This is a genomic window from Brachybacterium sp. GCM10030267 (assembly GCF_042666875.1).
Taxonomy (GTDB): Bacteria; Actinomycetota; Actinomycetes; order Actinomycetales; family Dermabacteraceae; genus Brachybacterium.
Genome location: NZ_JBHTCX010000012.1, coordinates 27,470 through 44,080 on the forward strand (window position 1 = coordinate 27,470; position 16,611 = coordinate 44,080).

At 70.3% G+C, this 16,611-nt stretch carries 11 protein-coding genes and 6 tRNA genes; 11 read left to right on the forward strand and 6 right to left on the reverse strand.

All coding sequences use genetic code 11. The annotated features are described in order from the left end of the window. Position 1: 1 nt before the first annotated feature. The 6 genes from ACFQS2_RS11255 to ACFQS2_RS11280 all read right to left on the reverse strand — a co-directional run bounded on the left by ACFQS2_RS11255 (position 2) and on the right by ACFQS2_RS11280 (position 8,010). The gene (locus ACFQS2_RS11255; RefSeq protein WP_377020101.1) at positions 2-982 is read right to left on the reverse strand and encodes a C-terminal binding protein; all 981 of its coding nucleotides are present in this window, start codon (positions 980-982) and stop codon (positions 2-4) included. Positions 983-1,051: 69 nt separating this feature from the next. Continuing rightward, on the reverse strand, positions 1,052-2,842 hold the full coding sequence (gene treZ, locus ACFQS2_RS11260; RefSeq protein WP_377793835.1) for a malto-oligosyltrehalose trehalohydrolase: 1,791 nt from the start codon (positions 2,840-2,842) through the stop codon (positions 1,052-1,054). After that, entirely contained in the window at positions 2,839-5,421 is a 2,583-nt protein-coding gene (gene treY / locus ACFQS2_RS11265; RefSeq protein WP_377793836.1) for a malto-oligosyltrehalose synthase, read from the reverse strand. Before treY ends, treZ begins: the two co-directional genes overlap by 4 nt. A 52-nt stretch (positions 5,422-5,473) precedes the next feature. Beyond that, positions 5,474-7,639, reverse strand: coding sequence for a glycogen debranching protein GlgX (gene glgX / locus ACFQS2_RS11270; RefSeq protein ID WP_377793837.1), 2,166 nt, complete (start codon positions 7,637-7,639; stop codon positions 5,474-5,476). Positions 7,640-7,834: 195 nt separating this feature from the next. Further along, positions 7,835-7,909, reverse strand: a tRNA-Val gene (locus ACFQS2_RS11275). Positions 7,910-7,934: 25 nt separating this feature from the next. After that, positions 7,935-8,010, reverse strand: a tRNA-Gly gene (locus ACFQS2_RS11280). A 383-nt stretch (positions 8,011-8,393) separates the two neighbouring features. On the opposite strand from ACFQS2_RS11280, the gene ACFQS2_RS11285 reads away from it, so the two are divergent. The 11 genes from ACFQS2_RS11285 (at position 8,394) to ruvB (ending at position 16,544) form a co-directional block, all read left to right on the forward strand. Further along, a tRNA-Val gene (locus ACFQS2_RS11285) sits at positions 8,394-8,465 on the forward strand. Positions 8,466-8,491: 26 nt separating this feature from the next. Further along, a tRNA-Gly gene (locus ACFQS2_RS11290) sits at positions 8,492-8,564 on the forward strand. Between the two features lie 63 nt (positions 8,565-8,627). Continuing rightward, positions 8,628-8,701, forward strand: a tRNA-Cys gene (locus ACFQS2_RS11295). A gap of 23 nt (positions 8,702-8,724) precedes the next feature. After that, positions 8,725-8,799, forward strand: a tRNA-Val gene (locus ACFQS2_RS11300). 487 nt (positions 8,800-9,286) lie between these two features. Continuing rightward, positions 9,287-11,287, forward strand: coding sequence for a threonine--tRNA ligase (thrS, locus tag ACFQS2_RS11305; protein ID WP_377793838.1), 2,001 nt, complete (start codon positions 9,287-9,289; stop codon positions 11,285-11,287). Further along, a complete protein-coding gene (locus ACFQS2_RS11310) occupies positions 11,284-11,823 on the forward strand; it encodes an HIT family protein (RefSeq protein WP_377793839.1) in 540 nt (179 codons plus the stop codon). The genes thrS and ACFQS2_RS11310 overlap by 4 nt, the downstream gene beginning before the upstream one ends. Before the next feature lie 95 nt (positions 11,824-11,918). Further along, complete coding sequence (locus ACFQS2_RS11315; protein WP_377793840.1) at positions 11,919-13,211, forward strand: PrsW family intramembrane metalloprotease; 1,293 nt, start codon at positions 11,919-11,921, stop codon at positions 13,209-13,211. A 154-nt stretch (positions 13,212-13,365) separates the two neighbouring features. Beyond that, a complete protein-coding gene (locus tag ACFQS2_RS11320) occupies positions 13,366-14,124 on the forward strand; it encodes a YebC/PmpR family DNA-binding transcriptional regulator (protein ID WP_377020094.1) in 759 nt (252 codons plus the stop codon). An 82-nt stretch (positions 14,125-14,206) separates the two neighbouring features. Further along, positions 14,207-14,797 (forward strand): crossover junction endodeoxyribonuclease RuvC, encoded by a 591-nt coding sequence (gene ruvC, locus ACFQS2_RS11325; protein ID WP_377793841.1) that lies wholly within the window; start codon positions 14,207-14,209, stop codon positions 14,795-14,797. 26 nt (positions 14,798-14,823) lie between these two features. Continuing rightward, complete coding sequence (gene ruvA, locus ACFQS2_RS11330; protein ID WP_377793842.1) at positions 14,824-15,450, forward strand: Holliday junction branch migration protein RuvA; 627 nt, start codon at positions 14,824-14,826, stop codon at positions 15,448-15,450. Further along, on the forward strand, positions 15,447-16,544 hold the full coding sequence (ruvB, locus tag ACFQS2_RS11335; RefSeq protein WP_377020091.1) for a Holliday junction branch migration DNA helicase RuvB: 1,098 nt from the start codon (positions 15,447-15,449) through the stop codon (positions 16,542-16,544). The genes ruvA and ruvB overlap by 4 nt, the downstream gene beginning before the upstream one ends. Positions 16,545-16,611: the final 67 nt, after the last annotated feature.

Below are 16,611 nucleotides of genomic sequence, written 5' to 3' on the forward strand. Positions count from 1 at the left end.
GTCAGCCTCGGCGGCCGGTGGCCTCGAGCACCTCGGGATTGAGGATGTTCCGGGGCCGGCGGCCGCCCAGGACGTCGACGACGTTCTCGATCACACGGCGCTTCAGCTCGGTCTCGGACTCCTCGCTGTACCAGGAGGCGTGCGGGGTGAGCACCGCGGTCGGGCACTCGCGCAGCGGACTGTCCGCCGGCAGCGGCTCGGTCTCGAACACGTCCAGCCCCGCCCCGCGCAGATGGCCGGAGCGCAGCGCATCGACCACGGCCATGGTGTCGACCACGCCGCCACGGCTGGTGTTGACCAGCAGCGTGCCGGCCTGCATCCGGGCGATGGCGGCGGCGTCGACCAGATGATGGGTGTGCTCGGTCAGCGGCACGTGCACACTGATCACGTCCGAACCGGACAGCACCGTCTCCTGCTCCATCACCGCGATGCCGTCCTCGGTGGTCGTGCCCGGCTCGCGCATCGGGTCGCAGCCGTGGACGGAGAAGCCCAGGGCGCGCGCCTTGCGGGCGGTGGCCGCGCCGATGCGCCCGAGGCCGATGACGCCGAAGCTGCGGCCGGCGATGCGGTGCAGCGGTTTGACGGGGGCCAGCGAGTACGTGCCCTCGCGGAGGTTCCGGTCCAGCTGCACGACGCCTCGGGCCAGGGACACCGCCAGCGCGACGGCATGATCGGAGACGTCTTCGGTGCCGTAGTCCGGCACGTTGGACACGGCGACTCCGAGCGCGGTCGCCGCCGCGAGGTCGACGGTGTCCACGCCGACGCCGTACCTGCCGACGGCCCGGACCGTCGGCAGGGCCTCGAGCACCCGTCGGGTGATGGGGGCGTACTGCACCAGCAGGGCGTCGGCGCCCTGGGCCGCGGCGATCACCTCGTCCTCGGTGCCGGCCTGAGCCCGCACCAGCTCGGCGCCGGCGGCGTCGGCGACCGTCTGCTCCTCGGTCGTGCGCTCCTGGTCCAGATCGGTGATGACGATCTTCATGCAGGTCCTCCTCGTCTCGGGTGCTCGGGTGCTCGGGTCCTCGGGTGCTCGGGTGCTCGGGGATGTCGATCAGGCCGCGCCGCTGCGGAGCACCACGGCGCCGGGGCCGGCCAGGGAGATCCTGCCGTCGCCGTCGCGCGTGACCTCGCCGAACGCGGCGAGGACCTCCTTAGCGCGCGGTCCGGCGGTCAGCGGGCCGGTCCCGCGATGGGCGAGCACGCCCAGGTCTCCGCGGCGCAGCAGCACCGTCTCCTCGCCGAGGACGTCGACGTCGGTGCGGCGCAGGTCGGGATCGGTGAGGTCGGGGTGCCGGCGACGCAGCGCGATCAGGGTCCGGTACCACTGGAGCATCCGGGCGTGCACGCCTCCGGCGCGCTCGTCCCAGCGCAGCATCGCGGCCTCGAAGGTGGAGCGATCCTGGGGATCGGGCACCTCGGCGTCCCAGCCCATGGCGGCGAACTCCTCCGCGCGCCCCTGACTGACCAGCGGGCCGAGCTCGTCGTCATGGTCGGTGAAGTAGGTGAACGGGGTCGAGGCCGCCCACTCCTCGCCCTGGAACAGCATCGGGGTGCCCGGACCCAGCAGGATCAGGGCGATCGCGGCGGCGTGCTCACCGGCGGTCAGCGAGTGATGGATCCGGTCGCCGGCGGCGCGGTTGCCGATCTGATCGTGGTCCTGCAGGAAGGTCACGAAGGAATGGGCGTCGTAGGACGGCGAGCCGGGATCGACGGGATGACCCCACACCGTCCCGCGGAAGCTCGAGTACGTGCCGGTGTGCCGGAACACGCGGGCGAGGACCTTCGCCAGCACGTCGGCGGATCCGAAGTCGCCGTAGTAGCCCTGGCGCTCGCCGGAGATCCACGCGTGCACGCCGTGGTGGACGTCGTCGGCCCACTGCATGTCCATGCCGAGGCCACCGGCCGCGGTGGGCGTGACGGTGGTCGGATCATTGCGGTCCGACTCCGCGATCAGGGTCAGCTCGCGACCGGTCTCGCTCTCCCAGACGGCGACGGCGTCGGCCAGCTCGGCCAGGAAGTGGCGTTCGGAGTCGTCGCGGAGCTCATGCACGGCATCGAGTCGCAGGCCGTCCAGGCCCAGGTCGACGAGCCACTGTCGTGCGCTGCCCAGCAGGAAATCGCGGACGTGGCGGGAGCCGGGCTGGTCGAGGTTGATCGCCTGGCCCCACGGGGTCTCGTGCTGGTCGGTGAAGTAGGGGCCGAACTGCCCCAGATAGTTGCCGGCGGGTCCGAGATGGTTGTGCACCACGTCCAGGATCACCGCGAGACCGCGCTCATGGGCGGCGTCGAGGAACCGCGCCAGGCCGGCGGGGCCGCCGTAGGCGGCGTGGACCGCGTACAGCCCGACGCCGTCGTACCCCCAACCACGATCCCCGGGGAAGGTGGCCACCGGCATCAGCTCGACGGCGTCCACGCCGAGGTCGACGAGATCGTCGAGCCGCTGGATCGCGGAGTCGAATGTGCCTCCGTGCCCCTCGGGCCCCGCCGTGAAGGTCCCCACGTGCAGCTCGTAGAGCACGCGGCCGCGCAGACTGCGGCCCGCCCAGCCGACGGATCCACCCAGCAGCCGGGGGTCGACCACCTCACTGTCGCTGTGGACGCCGTCGGGCTGGGAGAGCGACCGGGGATCGGGCAGCCAGCGCTCGTCATCATCGAGACGGAAGGCGTAGCGGGCTCCGGGGACGGCGGGGACGTCGTCGAGGGTGAACCAGCCGTCCCCGGCCGGACGCATCGCGTGCTCGTTCCCGTCGATCCGGACGGTGACGGCATCGGCCGAGGGCGCCCACAGCTGGTAGCGGTCGTAGGCGCGCGGGGCCACCGGAGCAGGGACGGGGTCGTTCATCGCGACTCCTGGGCAGGAGGGGACGGGTGGGACGGGGCGGATTCCGCGGCGCCGCACCGGACCAGCAGGGCGATCGGCGCGTCGGCCAGGAGCTCGTCCAGGGCGAGCCGCCCGCCGTCGAACTCCGCGCCGCCGAGGGTGTCGCGCCAGCGGCCGTCGGGCAGGGCTATCCAGGCATCGCCCCATCCGCCCCGCTGGGCGAGGCCGTGGGCGAGACGGGTGACGACGGTGACGACCTCGACGGGTCCCTCTCCGCGGGCCCGGCCGAAGGCGACGGCGTGGGCGGTGGTGGTGGGCAGCGGCCGGTAGGTGGCCTCACGCCCCTGGAACAGCTCCGGCCGCTCCCGGCGCAGGACGAGCGCGCGGTGGGTGAGCCACAGCTTCTCGTCCCCGATCCCGTCGGGTCCCGCGCCGTCAATCATCCGCGCCAGCCTTTCGGCGTGTCCGGCATGGTCGGCGGGTCGGCGGTTGTCGGGGTCCACGAGTGAGAGGTCGACGGTCTCGTTGCCCTGGTACACGTCGGGCACCCCGGGCATCGTCAGCTGGATCAGCTTCTGGCCCAGGATCGCGGTGCGCTGGACCGCCAGCGTGCGCCGGGTCCAGTCCGTCAGGATGCGGTCGACCTCGTCGTGCGCCAGCGCCGCCCGGCCCAGGTCCAGCACCTGCTGCTCGTACTCCGTGTCCTGGTCGGTCCAGGTGGTGTGGGTCTTGGCCTCGCGCATCGCCTTGACCAGGTACTCCTCGAGCCGCTCGGCGGTGATCCGGGGGGCGTCCGAGCCGGGCAGGTCCCAGCAGGCGGCGAGGGTCTGCCACAGCAGCAGCTCGATGGCGCCGTCGACCCGATCCCCGCGCACCTCGGCGGTGACCCGGTCGAGGTCCTGGACCACCAGCGCCCACTCCAGCGGCTGCTCGGTGAGCACGGCCAGGCGGGCGCGCACGTCCTCGCTGCGCTTGGTGTCGTGCGTGGACAGGGTGGTCATGGTGTCGGGCCAGGTGAGGACCATCGTCTGGGCGTGATCGTGGAGATCGTCGGGCTCGACGCCGATGTGCTCCGGATCCGAGCCCACCTCATTGACCGCCAGGAAGCGGGTGTAGCGGTAGAAGGCCGTGTCCTCGAACGCCTTGGCGTGCACGGGGCCGCAGGTCTGGGCGAAGCGGACGATCACCTCGGCGCGCGCCGGGCTCTCGGTGCGGCCCGCACTGCCGACCTCGTCCCCGCACACCAGGGCCACGACGGTCTCCAGGGTCGTCACCAGGTCCTCGTCGTCGCCGAGCTCGCGCTGAGCTCTCTCCGCCGCCTGCTCGATCACGGCGCGCTCGGAACCGGGGGCGGGTTCGCCGGGGACGATGTAGGCCCGGTACCGGTCCATGGCCGACAGCAGGGCCATGACCGTCTTCTGGATGTTGCGCCGGGTGGTGTCCCGCAGCCGGATGTCCTCCTGGCAGATGGCGTAGATCAGGGAGGTCAGACGTTCGATCTCGGCCCAGAGACTGGTGGAGATGATGTGCTCGGTGGACTCCCGGGCGATCTCGGAGAACGGCCGCAGGTCACCGGTGCGGCGCTGCCAGAGGTGGGTCAGTCCCAGAGCGCCGTGCGGATCGTGGAAGAGGCCCCCGACCCTCCACAGGGCGTCATAGCCGGTGGTGCCGGCACAGGGGAAATCGCCGGGCAGGCGCTCCTCGCCCTCGAGGATCTTCTCCACCACGGTCCACGCCCCGCCGGTGGCGTCCTCGAGGTCGCGCAGATAGCCGCGAGGGTCGGTGAGGCCGTCGGGATGGTCGATCCGGTACCCGTCGATGATCCCCTCGGCCTGCAGCCGCAGCAGCGTGGCGTGCGTCGCCTCGAACACGTGCGGCAGCTCCACGCGGACCGCCGCGAGGGTGTCGACATCGAAGAAGCGACGGTAGTTCAGCTCGTCGTCCGCGACCTTCCAGTAGGCCAGGCGGTACCACTGGCGTTCCAGCAGATCGGCCAGCCCCAGGTGCTCGGTGCCCTCGGCGACGGGCAGGACGTGATCGTAGTAGCGCACCACGGTCTCGGTGCTGGTCGTGCCGTCGGCCTGTGGGATCTCCTCCTCGCCCACGGTGATCTCGTCGTCGGCCAGGACGGCGCCGATCGGGCGGCCCAGCACGGGTACCAGGATGGATCGCTCGGCCGACGGATCGAGGTCGAACCAGTCGGCGAACGGCGAGCGCGGGCCGTCGCGGAGCACTGACCACAGCGCACGGTTGTGCCAGATCGGGGTGGGGATCGCCATGTGGTTGGGCACCACGTCGACGATCATGCCCATCCCGTGCGCATGGGCGGCGTCGGCGAGGCGACGCAGCGCGTCCTCGCCGCCGATCTCCGCGCTGATCCGCGAGTGGTCGACGACGTCGTACCCGTGGGTGGAGCCCGGCGCGGCCTGGAGGACGGGGGAGCAGAAGACGTGCCCGACGCCGAGCCGGGCCAGATAGGGCACCAGGGCAGCGGCGTCGTCGGCCGTGAACCCCTCGTGCAGCTGGAGCCGATAGGTCGAGGTCGGGACAGCCGCCGCGCGGGCGCTGTCCGGGGGCGGAGTGGCGAGGTCGCTGGTCACGGCGGGCTGCTCTCCTTATGGGGGCGGAGCCTCCGGCGCGGAGGCTCCCGGATCAGGCGCGGACGGGCTGGTCGAAATCCTCGGCCGGTGAGCTCTCCCCGTCGAGATCCATCGGCGGGCGCATGAGGATCAGCAGCGAATGCCCCGCCCGCGACAGGGTCTCCCCGGCCGAGACCTGAGCGCCGAGGTCCAGGGCGCCCCCGGTCCCCAGGACGACCGTCCAGCGCTCCCCGTGATCCTCGGGTGGCAGCGTGAAGTCGACGGCGTTGCCGGAGGCGTTGAACATGACCAGTGCCGAGTCCCCGACGATGCGCTCACCGCGCGAGTTCGGCTCGGGAATGGCAGAGCCGTTGAGGAACATGGTCAGGCACTTGTTCTCGGCGGCATCCCAGTCCTCGGCGGACATCTGGGCGCCGTCGGTACCGATCCATTCGACGTCCGGCAGGGACGATTCGGCGTCGTCGCGCACGTCGCCCTGCAGGAAGCGGCGCCGGCGGAAGATCGGATGCTCACGGCGCAGAGCGATCATCTGCTGGGTGAACCAGAGCATCTCGCGCTGATCGGAGTCCAGATCCCACTCCATCCACGAGATCTCGTTGTCCTGGCAGTAGGTGTTGTTGTTGCCGCCCTGGCTGCGGCCCATCTCGTCGCCGTGGAGGATCATCGGCACGCCCTGGCTGACCAGCAGCGTGGCCATCAGATTCTTGGCGCGTCGAAGCCGCAGCGCCAGGACGTCCTCGTCCTCGGTCTCGCCCTCGGCGCCCGAGTTCCAGGAGCGGTTGTGGCTCTCGCCGTCGTTGTTGTCCTCGCCGTTGGCCTCGTTGTGGCGTTCGTTGTAGGACACCAGATCGCGGAGGGTGAACCCGTCGTGCGCGGTGACGAAGTTGATCGAGGCGATGGGCGTGCGGCCCGAGTGCTGGTAGAGATCCGAGCTGCCGGCCAGACGGGAGGTGAAGTCCCCGATCACGCCGGGCTCGGAGCGGTGGAAGTCGCGCACCGTGTCGCGGTAGCGGCCGTTCCACTCCGACCACAGCGGCGGGAAGCCGCCCACCTGGTAGCCGCCCTCGCCGAGGTCCCACGGCTCGGCGATGAGCTTGACCTGGGAGATGATCGGATCCTGCTGGATGATGTCGAAGAACGCCGAGAGCCGGTCCACCTCGTGCAGCTCACGCGCAAGGGTCGAGGCCAGGTCGAAGCGGAAGCCGTCCACGTGCATGTCGGTGACCCAGTACCGCAGCGAGTCCATGATCAGCTGCAGTACGTGCGGGGTACGCATCAGCAGCGAGTTCCCGGTGCCGGTGGTGTCGTAGTAGTGAGCCTTGTCGTCCTCGACGAGGCGGTAGTACGCGGCGTTGTCGATGCCCCGGAAGCACAGGGTGGGGCCCATGTGGTTGCCCTCGGCGGTGTGGTTGTAGACCACGTCGAGGATCACCTCGATGTCCGCCTCGTGCAGGTTCTTGACCATCTGCTTGAACTCCTGGACCTGCTGCCCGGGAGCGTCCGCGTAGGCGAACTCGTTGTGCGGCGCGAAGAAGCCGATCGTGTTGTAGCCCCAGTAGTTGCGCAGATCCTTCTCCAGGAGATGGCCGTCCTGGACGTACTGGTGGACCGGCATCAGCTCGACGGCGGTCACGCCGAGCTCGGTGAGGTGCTCGATGATCGCCGGGTGGCCCATGGCCACGTAGGTCCCGCGGATGCTGTCATCGAGATCCGGATGCTGCATGGTCAGGCCCCTGACGTGGGCCTCGTAGATCACGGTCTCGTGGTAGTCGTGCGCCGGGGGATGATCGTTGCCCCAGTCGAAGAAGGGGGAGACGACCACGGAGTGCATCGTGTGCTCGGCCGAGTCCTCGGTGTTGCGCTGATCCGGATCGTCGAACTGGTAGCTGTACAGCGAGGGGTGGTTGCTCGCCATGCCCGTGATGGCCTTCGCGTACGGGTCCAGCAGGAGCTTCGACGGGTCGCAGCGGTGACCGGCCTCGGGATCGAACGGGCCGTGGACGCGGTATCCGTAGCGCTGTCCCGGCTGGACCGACGGCAGGTAGACATGCCACACGAAGGCATCGACCTCGGTGATCTCGACCGCGGTCTCCCCGCCGTCCTCGTCGATCAGGCACAGCTCGACGCGCTCGGCGACCTCCGAGAAGAGGGCGAAGTTGGTGCCGGAGCCGTCGAAGGTGGCGCCCAGCGGGTATGACTGACCGGTCCAGATCTGCATGGCTTCAGGGTAACCGTGCCGCGCGATATCCAGTTCGGGTTCTCCGCCTGTCAGGCGCTCCGCCTACCGAGTGGCCGGGGCGGCAACCGGCCGGGCCGGCCTCCGGGTGCGACGGGGCAGGTCGCAGAGGTGGCGATCGACCACTGGAACGACGACAGCCCCGGCCGACGGGCCGAGGCTGCACAGGTACTTCGGTGGTGGGCGATACTGGGTTCGAACCAGTGACCTCTTCCGTGTCAGGGAAGCGCGCTACCGCTGCGCCAATCGCCCATACGCCCGAAGGCGCGAGGAGGAGTGGAGCGGACAACCGGACTCGAACCGGCGACCCTCACCTTGGCAAGGTGATGCTCTACCAACTGAGCTATGTCCGCACATCGGCTGAGCCGACGAGGGAACACGATATGCGGGTCCCGCCTCCTGGCGCAAATGCTGATGGCCTGCAGTGCCGGACGTCACGGTGCGAGGCGGAGTGTGGTCGCGAATCGGCTGCAGGGGTGGTCGCGAATCGGCTGTACCGGCTGCCGGCCGGCGCCGGAGCGTGCGGGCCCGTGCGGGAGTATGCGGGACTGTGCGGAAGGGAGTGTTGGAGCCGCTGAACGGCGGAGTGGTCGAGGTGGCCGGGGCGGCGCAGTTCGGCGAGAGTGCCGCCGGGCCGCCCTCAGGACGACATAGCTCACATCGCCGCAGGGCGATTCGGCCCGCGAGGTTCGTGTAAGCTTCTGCGAGTCCACTCGAGAGGGTGGCCAGCACCTTCGGGCGATTGGCGCAGTGGTAGCGCGCTTCCTTCACACGGAAGAGGTCACTGGTTCGAACCCAGTATCGCCCACGGCGCGATCTCCGGATCGTTGCATTGCGGACATAGCTCAGTTGGTAGAGCATCACCTTGCCAAGGTGAGGGTCGCCGGTTCGAGTCCGGTTGTCCGCTCCGGGAGCGGCGCGCCCGACGCGAGTCGGGAGCGCCGTTTCGTATGATGCAGGAGCATTTCCCGGTGGGTTGGCCGAGAGGCGAGGCAACGGCCTGCAAAGCCGTGTACACGGGTTCGAATCCCGTACCCACCTCCATCGGCGCTCCCGGGCGCCGGTAGGGGCGATTGGCGCAGCGGTAGCGCGCTTCCCTGACACGGAAGAGGTCACTGGTTCGAACCCAGTATCGCCCACCACCACGAACGGCCCCGTCGTCCTCATCGGGCGGCGGGGCTGTTCGCTGTGCGGAGCGTGATGGGCGACCTCGTGCCGCCCAGCGTCCCCGCCACACAACATGCCGCCCGCGCGTCGCGCCGGCCCGCCTACCCGAGCCCTTCCCGCCGGCCCGCCTCGATGGGCCCCCCGCTGGCTCGCCTACCCGGGCCCGTCCCGCCGGCCCGCTTCGATAGAGCGCTCGATACCGCGTGAACTGACCTTTTCCGGCCCGCCTGAGGTCAGTTCGCGCGGTGTCGACAGGGTGAGGCCAGGGACGAGCGGCCGGGGGCTCGAAGAACTCGGGCCCGGGGGTCAGGGAACCCGTCCTTCATCACGGGCGTTCCACACGCGCCCGACAGGACCGGGTGCCCACCGTGGGGCGGTCGGCGAGGGCGGTTGCGTGACCGTACGATGGTCTGCGGAGCCGGCATCGTCGGCCGGCTCGACCCGAACCCAAGGAGCATTCCCGTGGCCCAGATCGCCATCACCCTCGACGGATCCCCGCATCGACTCGAGGAAGGGACCACGGGCACCGCGCTCTTCGAGGGGCGCACCGAGATTATCGCCCTGCGTATCGACGGCGAGCTGCGTGATCTCGAGACGACCCTCGCAGACGGTCAGGTGGTCGAGGGCGTCGACATCTCCAGCGAGGACGGGCTCTCCATCCTCCGTCACTCGGCCGCGCACGTGCTCGCCCAGGCAGTGCAGAAGGCGAACCCCGAGGCCAAGCTCGGTATCGGTCCGCCCGTGGCCGACGGCTTCTACTACGACTTCGAGGTCGCCGAACCCTTCACTCCCGAGTCGCTCAAGGCTCTCGAGAAGGAGATGGGGCGCATCGTCAAGCAGGGGCAGCGTTTCGTGCGCCGCGAGATCAGCGACGAGGACGCCCGTGCTGAAGAGGCCTCCGAGCCGTACAAGCTCGAGCTGATCGGGCTGAAGTCCAGTGCCGAGGACGCCGCCGAGGGCGCCGACGTCGAGGTGGGTGCCGGCGGGCTGACCATGTACGACAACGTCGACCGCCGCGGCGAGGTGGTCTGGACCGACCTGTGCCGGGGTCCGCACCTGCCGAGCACCAAGCACATCGGCAACGGCTTCGCGCTGACCCGCTCCGCGGCCGCCTACTGGCGCGGCAGCGAGAAGAACCCGATGCTGCAGCGCGTCTACGGCACCGCCTGGCCCACCAAGGACGAGCTGAAGGCCTACCAAGAGCGGGTCGCCGAGGCCGAGCGCCGTGACCATCGCCGTCTGGGCAGTGAGCTGGATCTGTTCTCCTTCCCCGATGAGATCGGCTCCGGGCTGCCGGTGTTCCATCCCAAGGGCGCGATGATCAAGATGGAGATGGAGGACTACTCCCGTCGCCGCCACGTCGAGGCCGGGTACTCCTTCGTCTCCACCCCGCACATCACCAAGAAGAACCTCTTCGAGACCTCCAAGCACCTGGAGTGGTACGCCGAGGGGATGTACCCCCCGATGCACGTGGACGAGGAGCACGACGCCGAGGGCAACGTCACCAAGCAGGGCCAGGACTACTACCTCAAGCCCATGAACTGTCCCATGCACAACCTCGTCTACCGCTCCCGGGGTCGCTCCTACCGTGAGCTGCCGCTGCGGCTGTTCGAGTTCGGCAGCGTCTACCGCTACGAGAAGTCCGGCGTGGTGCACGGGCTCACCCGCGCCCGCGGCTTCACCCAGGACGACGCCCACATCTACACCACCCGCGAGCAGATGCGCGACGAGCTGGCGAGCCTGCTGGGCTTCGTGCTGGACCTGCTGCGCGACTACGGCCTCGACGACTTCTACCTCGAGATGTCCACTCGCGACCCGGAGAAGTCCGTCGGCGACGACGCGACCTGGGAGGAGGCGACCCGCACCCTGGAGGAGGTCGCCACCGGCTCCGGCCTCGAGCTCGTCCCGGATCCCGGCGGCGCTGCCTTCTACGGGCCCAAGATCTCCGTGCAGGCCAAGGACGCCATCGGCCGCACCTGGCAGCTCTCGACCATCCAGCTGGACTTCTTCGAGCCGGAGCTGTTCGAGCTGGAGTACACCGCGCCCGACGGGTCGCGTCAGCGTCCGGTGATGATCCACCGGGCCCTGTTCGGGTCGATCGAACGGTTCTTCGGTGTGCTGCTGGAGCACTACGCCGGGGCTTTCCCGGTGTGGCTCGCCCCGGTCCAGGTGGTCGGCGTCCCCGTCGCCGCCGAGTACGCGCCCTACCTCGAGGAGGTCGCGGCCAAGCTGCGGGCCCACGGGGTGCGCGTCGAGGTGGACTCCTCCGACGACCGCATGCAGAAGAAGATCCGCACCCACACCAAGGAGAAGGTCCCCTACCTCCTCATCGCCGGCGGCGAGGACCAGGACAAGGGGGCGGTCTCCTTCCGTCTGCGCGACGGCAGCCAGGACAACGGCATCGACGTCGACGAGGCCGTCGAGCGGATCGTGACCTCGATCCGGGAGAAGGCACAGGTGTGAGGGCCGAGGATCCACGCGATTTCGCGGGCGAGCCCGACGACACCCAGCGGCTGTGGACCCCGCACCGCATGGCGTACATCGGCGGGGAGAACAAGCCTGCCGACCCCGACGACGGTGATCAGTGTCCCTTCTGCTCCGCGCCGCAGCGCACGGATGAGGAGGCGCTGATCGTCCACCGCGGCGAGGTGGCCTACGCGGTCCTGAACCTCTACCCGTACAACGCCGGGCACCTGCTGATCTGTCCGTACCGTCACGTCGCCGATTACACCGACCTCGACGACGCGGAGGTGCGGGAGGTCGCCGAGCTCACCCGCACCGCGATGCGGGTCATCCGGGAGGTCTCCGGCCCGGCCGGCTTCAACCTGGGGATGAACCAGGGGCCGGTCGCCGGTGCCGGTATCGCCGCGCACCTGCACCAGCACGTGGTCCCGCGCTGGATGGGCGATGCGAACTTCCTGCCCATCGTCGGCCGCACCAAGGCCGTCCCGATCCTGCTGGCGGACACGCGTCGGCTCTACGCCGACGCCTGGCCCTGAGCTAGCATGACCGAGGTCCGGGCGGCCGGGACGAGCGGGCACGGAGCACCCGGACGCCGCAGTCGGCACCGGGGGAGCGAGAGGAGACCGCAGCGATGAGCACCACCGGAGCCCCGCCGCGCCGACCGGGACAGCCCGATCCCGGATACGCCTACGACGTCGAGCGCGTCGATCCCCGAGCGCCGGGTCGGATGGGGGAGGCCGGGCCGCTGCGGATACGGCGTCGTCGCCCCTGGGTGCGCTGGGTCTTCTTCACCCTGACCTTCCTCGGCCTCGCGGGTGTGGCCGTCCTGCTGTACTTCTTCGTGATCCTCCCGCTGGGCTTCGGGACCTCCCTGGTGGCCTTCACCTCGGCGCTCGTGCCCGTGGCGATCGTGTTCACCGCCGTGTGGTGGATCGACCGGTACACGCCGCAGCCGCGCTCGTCGGTCATCTACGCCTTCGTCTGGGGCGCGGCCGGGTCGGTGGCCCTGACCTTCCTCTTCGGTGGGATGTTCACCTCCTGGATCAGCCCCAGCGAACCCAGCGAGGTCACCGCGTCCTTCCTGGGAGCGGTGATCCAGGCGCCGGTGATCGAGGAGTCGATGAAATCCTTCGGGCTGGTCGCGCTGCTGATCTGGGGTCGCAAGTACATCGCCGGACCGATCGACGGCGTGGTCTATGCCGCGCTGATCGGCGGCGGCTTCGCGTTCACCGAGAACATCCTCTACTTCGGCCGGTCCTTCCACCAGGCGCAGGCCGCCGGGGAGGTCGCCGTGTTCTGGGAGACCTTCTTCCTGCGCGGCGTGCTCTCTCCGTTCGCCCACGTCTGCTTCACCGCGCTGTGCGGGCTGGGCCTCGGGATCGCGGCCGAGCGCCGTTCCCTGATGCTCTACTTCGGGCTCGGTATCGGGGGGCTCTCGCTGGGCATGGTCCTGCACGCGCTGTGGAACGGCTCGAGCTTCTTCCTCGAGGTCGATCCCCAGAACCCGCTGGGCGGATTCCTGCGCTACTACGTGAGCGTGCAGGTGCCGATCTTCGTGCTGCTGGTCGCGATCGTGCTGTTCCTGCGATTGCGCGAGCGCCGCATCCTGCGCCGCCAGCTCTCGGACTACGGCCGCTCGGGCTGGTTCGCCCCGCCCGAGGTGGACATGCTGGTCGCCATGGGAAAGCGCCGCAAGGCGGAGAAGTGGGCCGCCCGTCATGGCGCGGTGGCCAGGATGGCGATGCGCGATCTCATCCGCGCCTCCATCGAGCTGGGCATGGAGCGCAACAGCGTGCTGCACGGCAAGCCATCGGCCAAGACACGGCGCCGCGAACGCGAGCTGCTCGAGCGGATCACCGCCGATCGCCGTCTGATCGGGTCTCTGACCCAGCCCGTCGTGCGCACCGCCGATACGGCCTCGTAGCAGCGCGCACGGAGGACGTGCAGCGCGCAGCCCTGCGAGTGCGGGGGAGCCGACCAGCTCGCCAGGGCACGGGCACGACGAGGGCCCCGGGGAAGTGACACTAGAATGGGGCGGCATTCCGCCGGAGGCCGGCGGGCGAGTCGGGAGGAGAGAGATGTCAGGGCACTCGAAGTGGGCGACCACCAAGCACAAGAAGGCTGTCATCGATGCCAAGCGCGGCAAGCTGTTCGCCAAGCTGATCAAGAACATCGAGGTCGCCGCGCGCATGGGTGGACCCGACCCCACTGCGAACCCGACGCTCTTCGACGCCATCCAGAAGGCCAAGAAGACCTCCGTCCCCAATGACAACATCGACCGCGCCGTCAAGCGCGGCGGAGGCCTGGACGGCGGCGCCGTCGACTATGAGACGCTGTGGTACGAGGGGTACGCGCCGGGCGGCGTCGCAGTGCTGGTGGAGTGCCTGACCGACAACAAGAACCGCGCCGTCTCCGAGGTGCGCCTCGCCTTCAACCGCAACGGCGGGAACATGGCCGATTCCGGCTCCGTCTCCTACCTGTTCGAGCGCAAGGGCATCGTGACCCTCCCGCGGGGCGACCAGACCGAGGACACCCTGCTCGAGGTCGTCCTCGATGCCGGCGCCGAGGAGATCCGCGACGAGGGCGAGACGTTCGAGATCGTCTCCGAAGCCACCGACGTGGTCGCCGTGCGCACAGCGCTGCAGGAGGCGGGCATCGACTACGACAGCGCCGAGGCGCAGTTCGTGCCGACCATGCGCACTCCCGTCGACCTCGACGGCGCCCGGAAGGCGCTGCGCCTGATCGATGCCCTCGAGGACAGCGACGACGTCCAGAACGTCTTCTCGAATCTCGACATCCCCGACGACGTCGCCGCGCAGCTCGACGACGCCGAGTGATCCCGGTGGACGCGGGAGCCCGCAGGGAGCCGGCGGCCCCCGCGACACCTGTCCGCGTCCGTGACCGGCCGGGCGGGCACCGATGACCATGCGAGTGCTCGGGATCGACCCCGGCCTGACCCGGTGCGGGATCGGCGTGATCGACTCCACCGGTGCTCGCCGAGCGCGACTCGTCCACGCCGGTGTGGTCCGCTCCGATGCCGCCGACGGGATCGACCGCCGCCTGCTCGCGATCACCCGCGGACTGCGCAGCGCGATCGAGGAGTACGCCCCCGACGTCGTCGCCGTCGAACGCGTCTTCAGCCAGAACAACATCTCCACCGTGATGGGCACGGCGCAGGTCTCCGGTCTGGCGATCGTGGAGGCCGCCGAACGCGGGATACCGATCGCGATGCACACACCCTCCGAGGTGAAGGCCGCGGTCACCGGCAGCGGCCGGGCCGACAAGAAGCAGATCCAGACGATGCTCGTCAAGCTGCTCGGACTCGACGCGCCTCCGCAGCCGGCCGACGCCTCCGACGCGGTCGCGATCGCTCTGACGCAGCTGTGGCGCGGCCCCGGACCCGTCAGCCTCGACTCGACCGGCGGAGCCCGCACCAGCGCACAGGCAGTGTGGGCCGAGGCGGAGCGGAAGGCTCGACGCGCCCGGGAGCGGTCCACCTCCCGGCACTGATCGAACACCCGTTCTAGAGTGGCCTCGTGATCGCATCCCTGACCGGGCGAGTGGCCCGTATCGACCTCGACGCCCTCGTCCTGGACGTCGGCGGCGTGGGCTACCTCGTCCGCACCACCCCCCAGGCGCTGAGCGCGACCCGCCACGGCGTCGAACTCACCCTGCACACCGAGCTCGTCGTCCGCGAGGACTCCATGACGCTGTTCGGCTTCCCGCATCCCGAGGAGGCCGAGACCTTCCGCATCGTGCAGTCCGTCTCCGGGATCGGGCCGCGGACGGCGCTCGCGGTCCTCACCGTCCTCGACCCCGAGGAGCTGCGCCGCGCCGTCGCCGACCAGGACGTCAAGACGATCGCCCGCACCCCCGGCATCGGCCCCAAGGTCGCCAGTCGCATGCTGCTCGAACTGGGCGGCAAGCTGCCCGCCCCCGTCGGCGCCGGAGCCTCCGGAGCCCCTGGGGCCTCTGGGGGAGATGCGGAGGCGGCCCCGGCGGCGGGCGTCGATGCGGACGTGGTCGAAGCTCTCGCCGGGCTGGGCTGGGCCGAGAAGGCTGCTGCCTCCGCCGTCGAGGGCGTGCGCGCCGACGAGGGGGAGGGGCTGGACGCCGCCGAGCTCCTTCGCCACGCCCTGCGACGCCTGGGAGGCAGCCGATGACACCCGAGGACGACGAGGTCGCACTGGAACCCTCCGCCGGCGCTCCTGCGCACGACCGCGACGGGAGCTCCGTGACGAACCCGGAGTCCGCGCCCCCGGAGCGCACGGCCGAGGCGGCGCTGCGGCCGCGCCGGCTGGACGAGTTCGTCGGCCAGCAGATCGTGCGCGACCAGCTCTCGCTGGTGCTGGACGCCGCGACCGCACGGGGCCGTTCCCCCGAGCACATGCTGCTGTCGGGTCCGCCGGGGCTGGGCAAGACCACGCTGGCGATGATCATCGCCGCCGAGCTGTCCGCCCCGCTGCGCATCACCTCGGGCCCTGCCATCCAGCACGCCGGGGACCTCGCCGCCATCCTCTCCTCGCTCGACGAGGGTGAGGTGCTCTTCATCGACGAGATCCACCGCCTCGCGCGCCCCGCCGAGGAGATGCTCTACATCGCCATGGAGGACTTCCGCGTGGACGTGGTGGTCGGCAAGGGCGTCGGCGCCACCTCCATCCCCCTGGACCTGCCGCCCTTCACGACGGTCGGGGCCACCACCCGGGCAGGCCTGCTGCCCGCGCCCCTGCGCGACCGCTTCGGCTTCATCGGCCACCTGGACTTCTACGCCCCGCACGAGCTGCGTGAGGTCGTCCGCCGCTCCGCGCTCCGTCTCGAGGTCGATCTCGTCGAGGAGGCCGGGGTGGAGATCGCCTCCCGCTCCCGGGGCACGCCCCGCATCGCGAACCGTCTGCTGCGCCGGGTGCGCGATTGGGCACAGGTGCGCGGCAGCGGCCGTCTGGATCTCGCCGCCGCGAAGGAGGCTCTGCGCGTGTACGAGGTCGACGAGCGAGGGCTGGACCGCCTGGATCGCGCCGTGCTCTCCGCCCTGTGCGGCCGCTTCGCCGGCGGCCCGGTGGGCCTGTCGACGCTCGCCGTGGCGGTCGGGGAGGAGACCGAGACGGTCGAGACGATGGTGGAGCCGTACCTGGTGCGGGAGGGTTTCCTCCTGCGCACTCCGCGCGGGAGAGCCGCGGCTCCGGCGGCCTGGACGCATCTGGGTCAGGAGCCACCGGAGGGTCCGGAGGGCACCGCGCCGATGCTCGGCCGGTTCTGAGACCCAGGCGGCACCGGGACGGACCGGATCGGGGTCGTCGTCGCGCAACGGCTGGGAGGAACGTCCC

What these genes read in the sequence shown, in the direction of transcription:
- ACFQS2_RS11255 (WP_377020101.1), bottom strand. Translation starts at nt 982, where the DNA reads ATGAAGATCGTCATCACCGATCTGGACCAGGAGCGCACGACCGAGGAG.
- treZ (WP_377793835.1), bottom strand. Translation starts at nt 2,842, where the DNA reads ATGAACGACCCCGTCCCTGCTCCGGTGGCCCCGCGCGCCTACGACCGC.
- glgX (WP_377793837.1), bottom strand. Translation starts at nt 7,639, where the DNA reads ATGCAGATCTGGACCGGTCAGTCATACCCGCTGGGCGCCACCTTCGAC.
- ACFQS2_RS11315 (WP_377793840.1), top strand. Translation starts at nt 11,919, where the DNA reads ATGAGCACCACCGGAGCCCCGCCGCGCCGACCGGGACAGCCCGATCCC.
- ACFQS2_RS11320 (WP_377020094.1), top strand. Translation starts at nt 13,366, where the DNA reads ATGTCAGGGCACTCGAAGTGGGCGACCACCAAGCACAAGAAGGCTGTC.
- ruvC (WP_377793841.1), top strand. Translation starts at nt 14,207, where the DNA reads ATGACCATGCGAGTGCTCGGGATCGACCCCGGCCTGACCCGGTGCGGG.
- ruvB (WP_377020091.1), top strand. Translation starts at nt 15,447, where the DNA reads ATGACACCCGAGGACGACGAGGTCGCACTGGAACCCTCCGCCGGCGCT.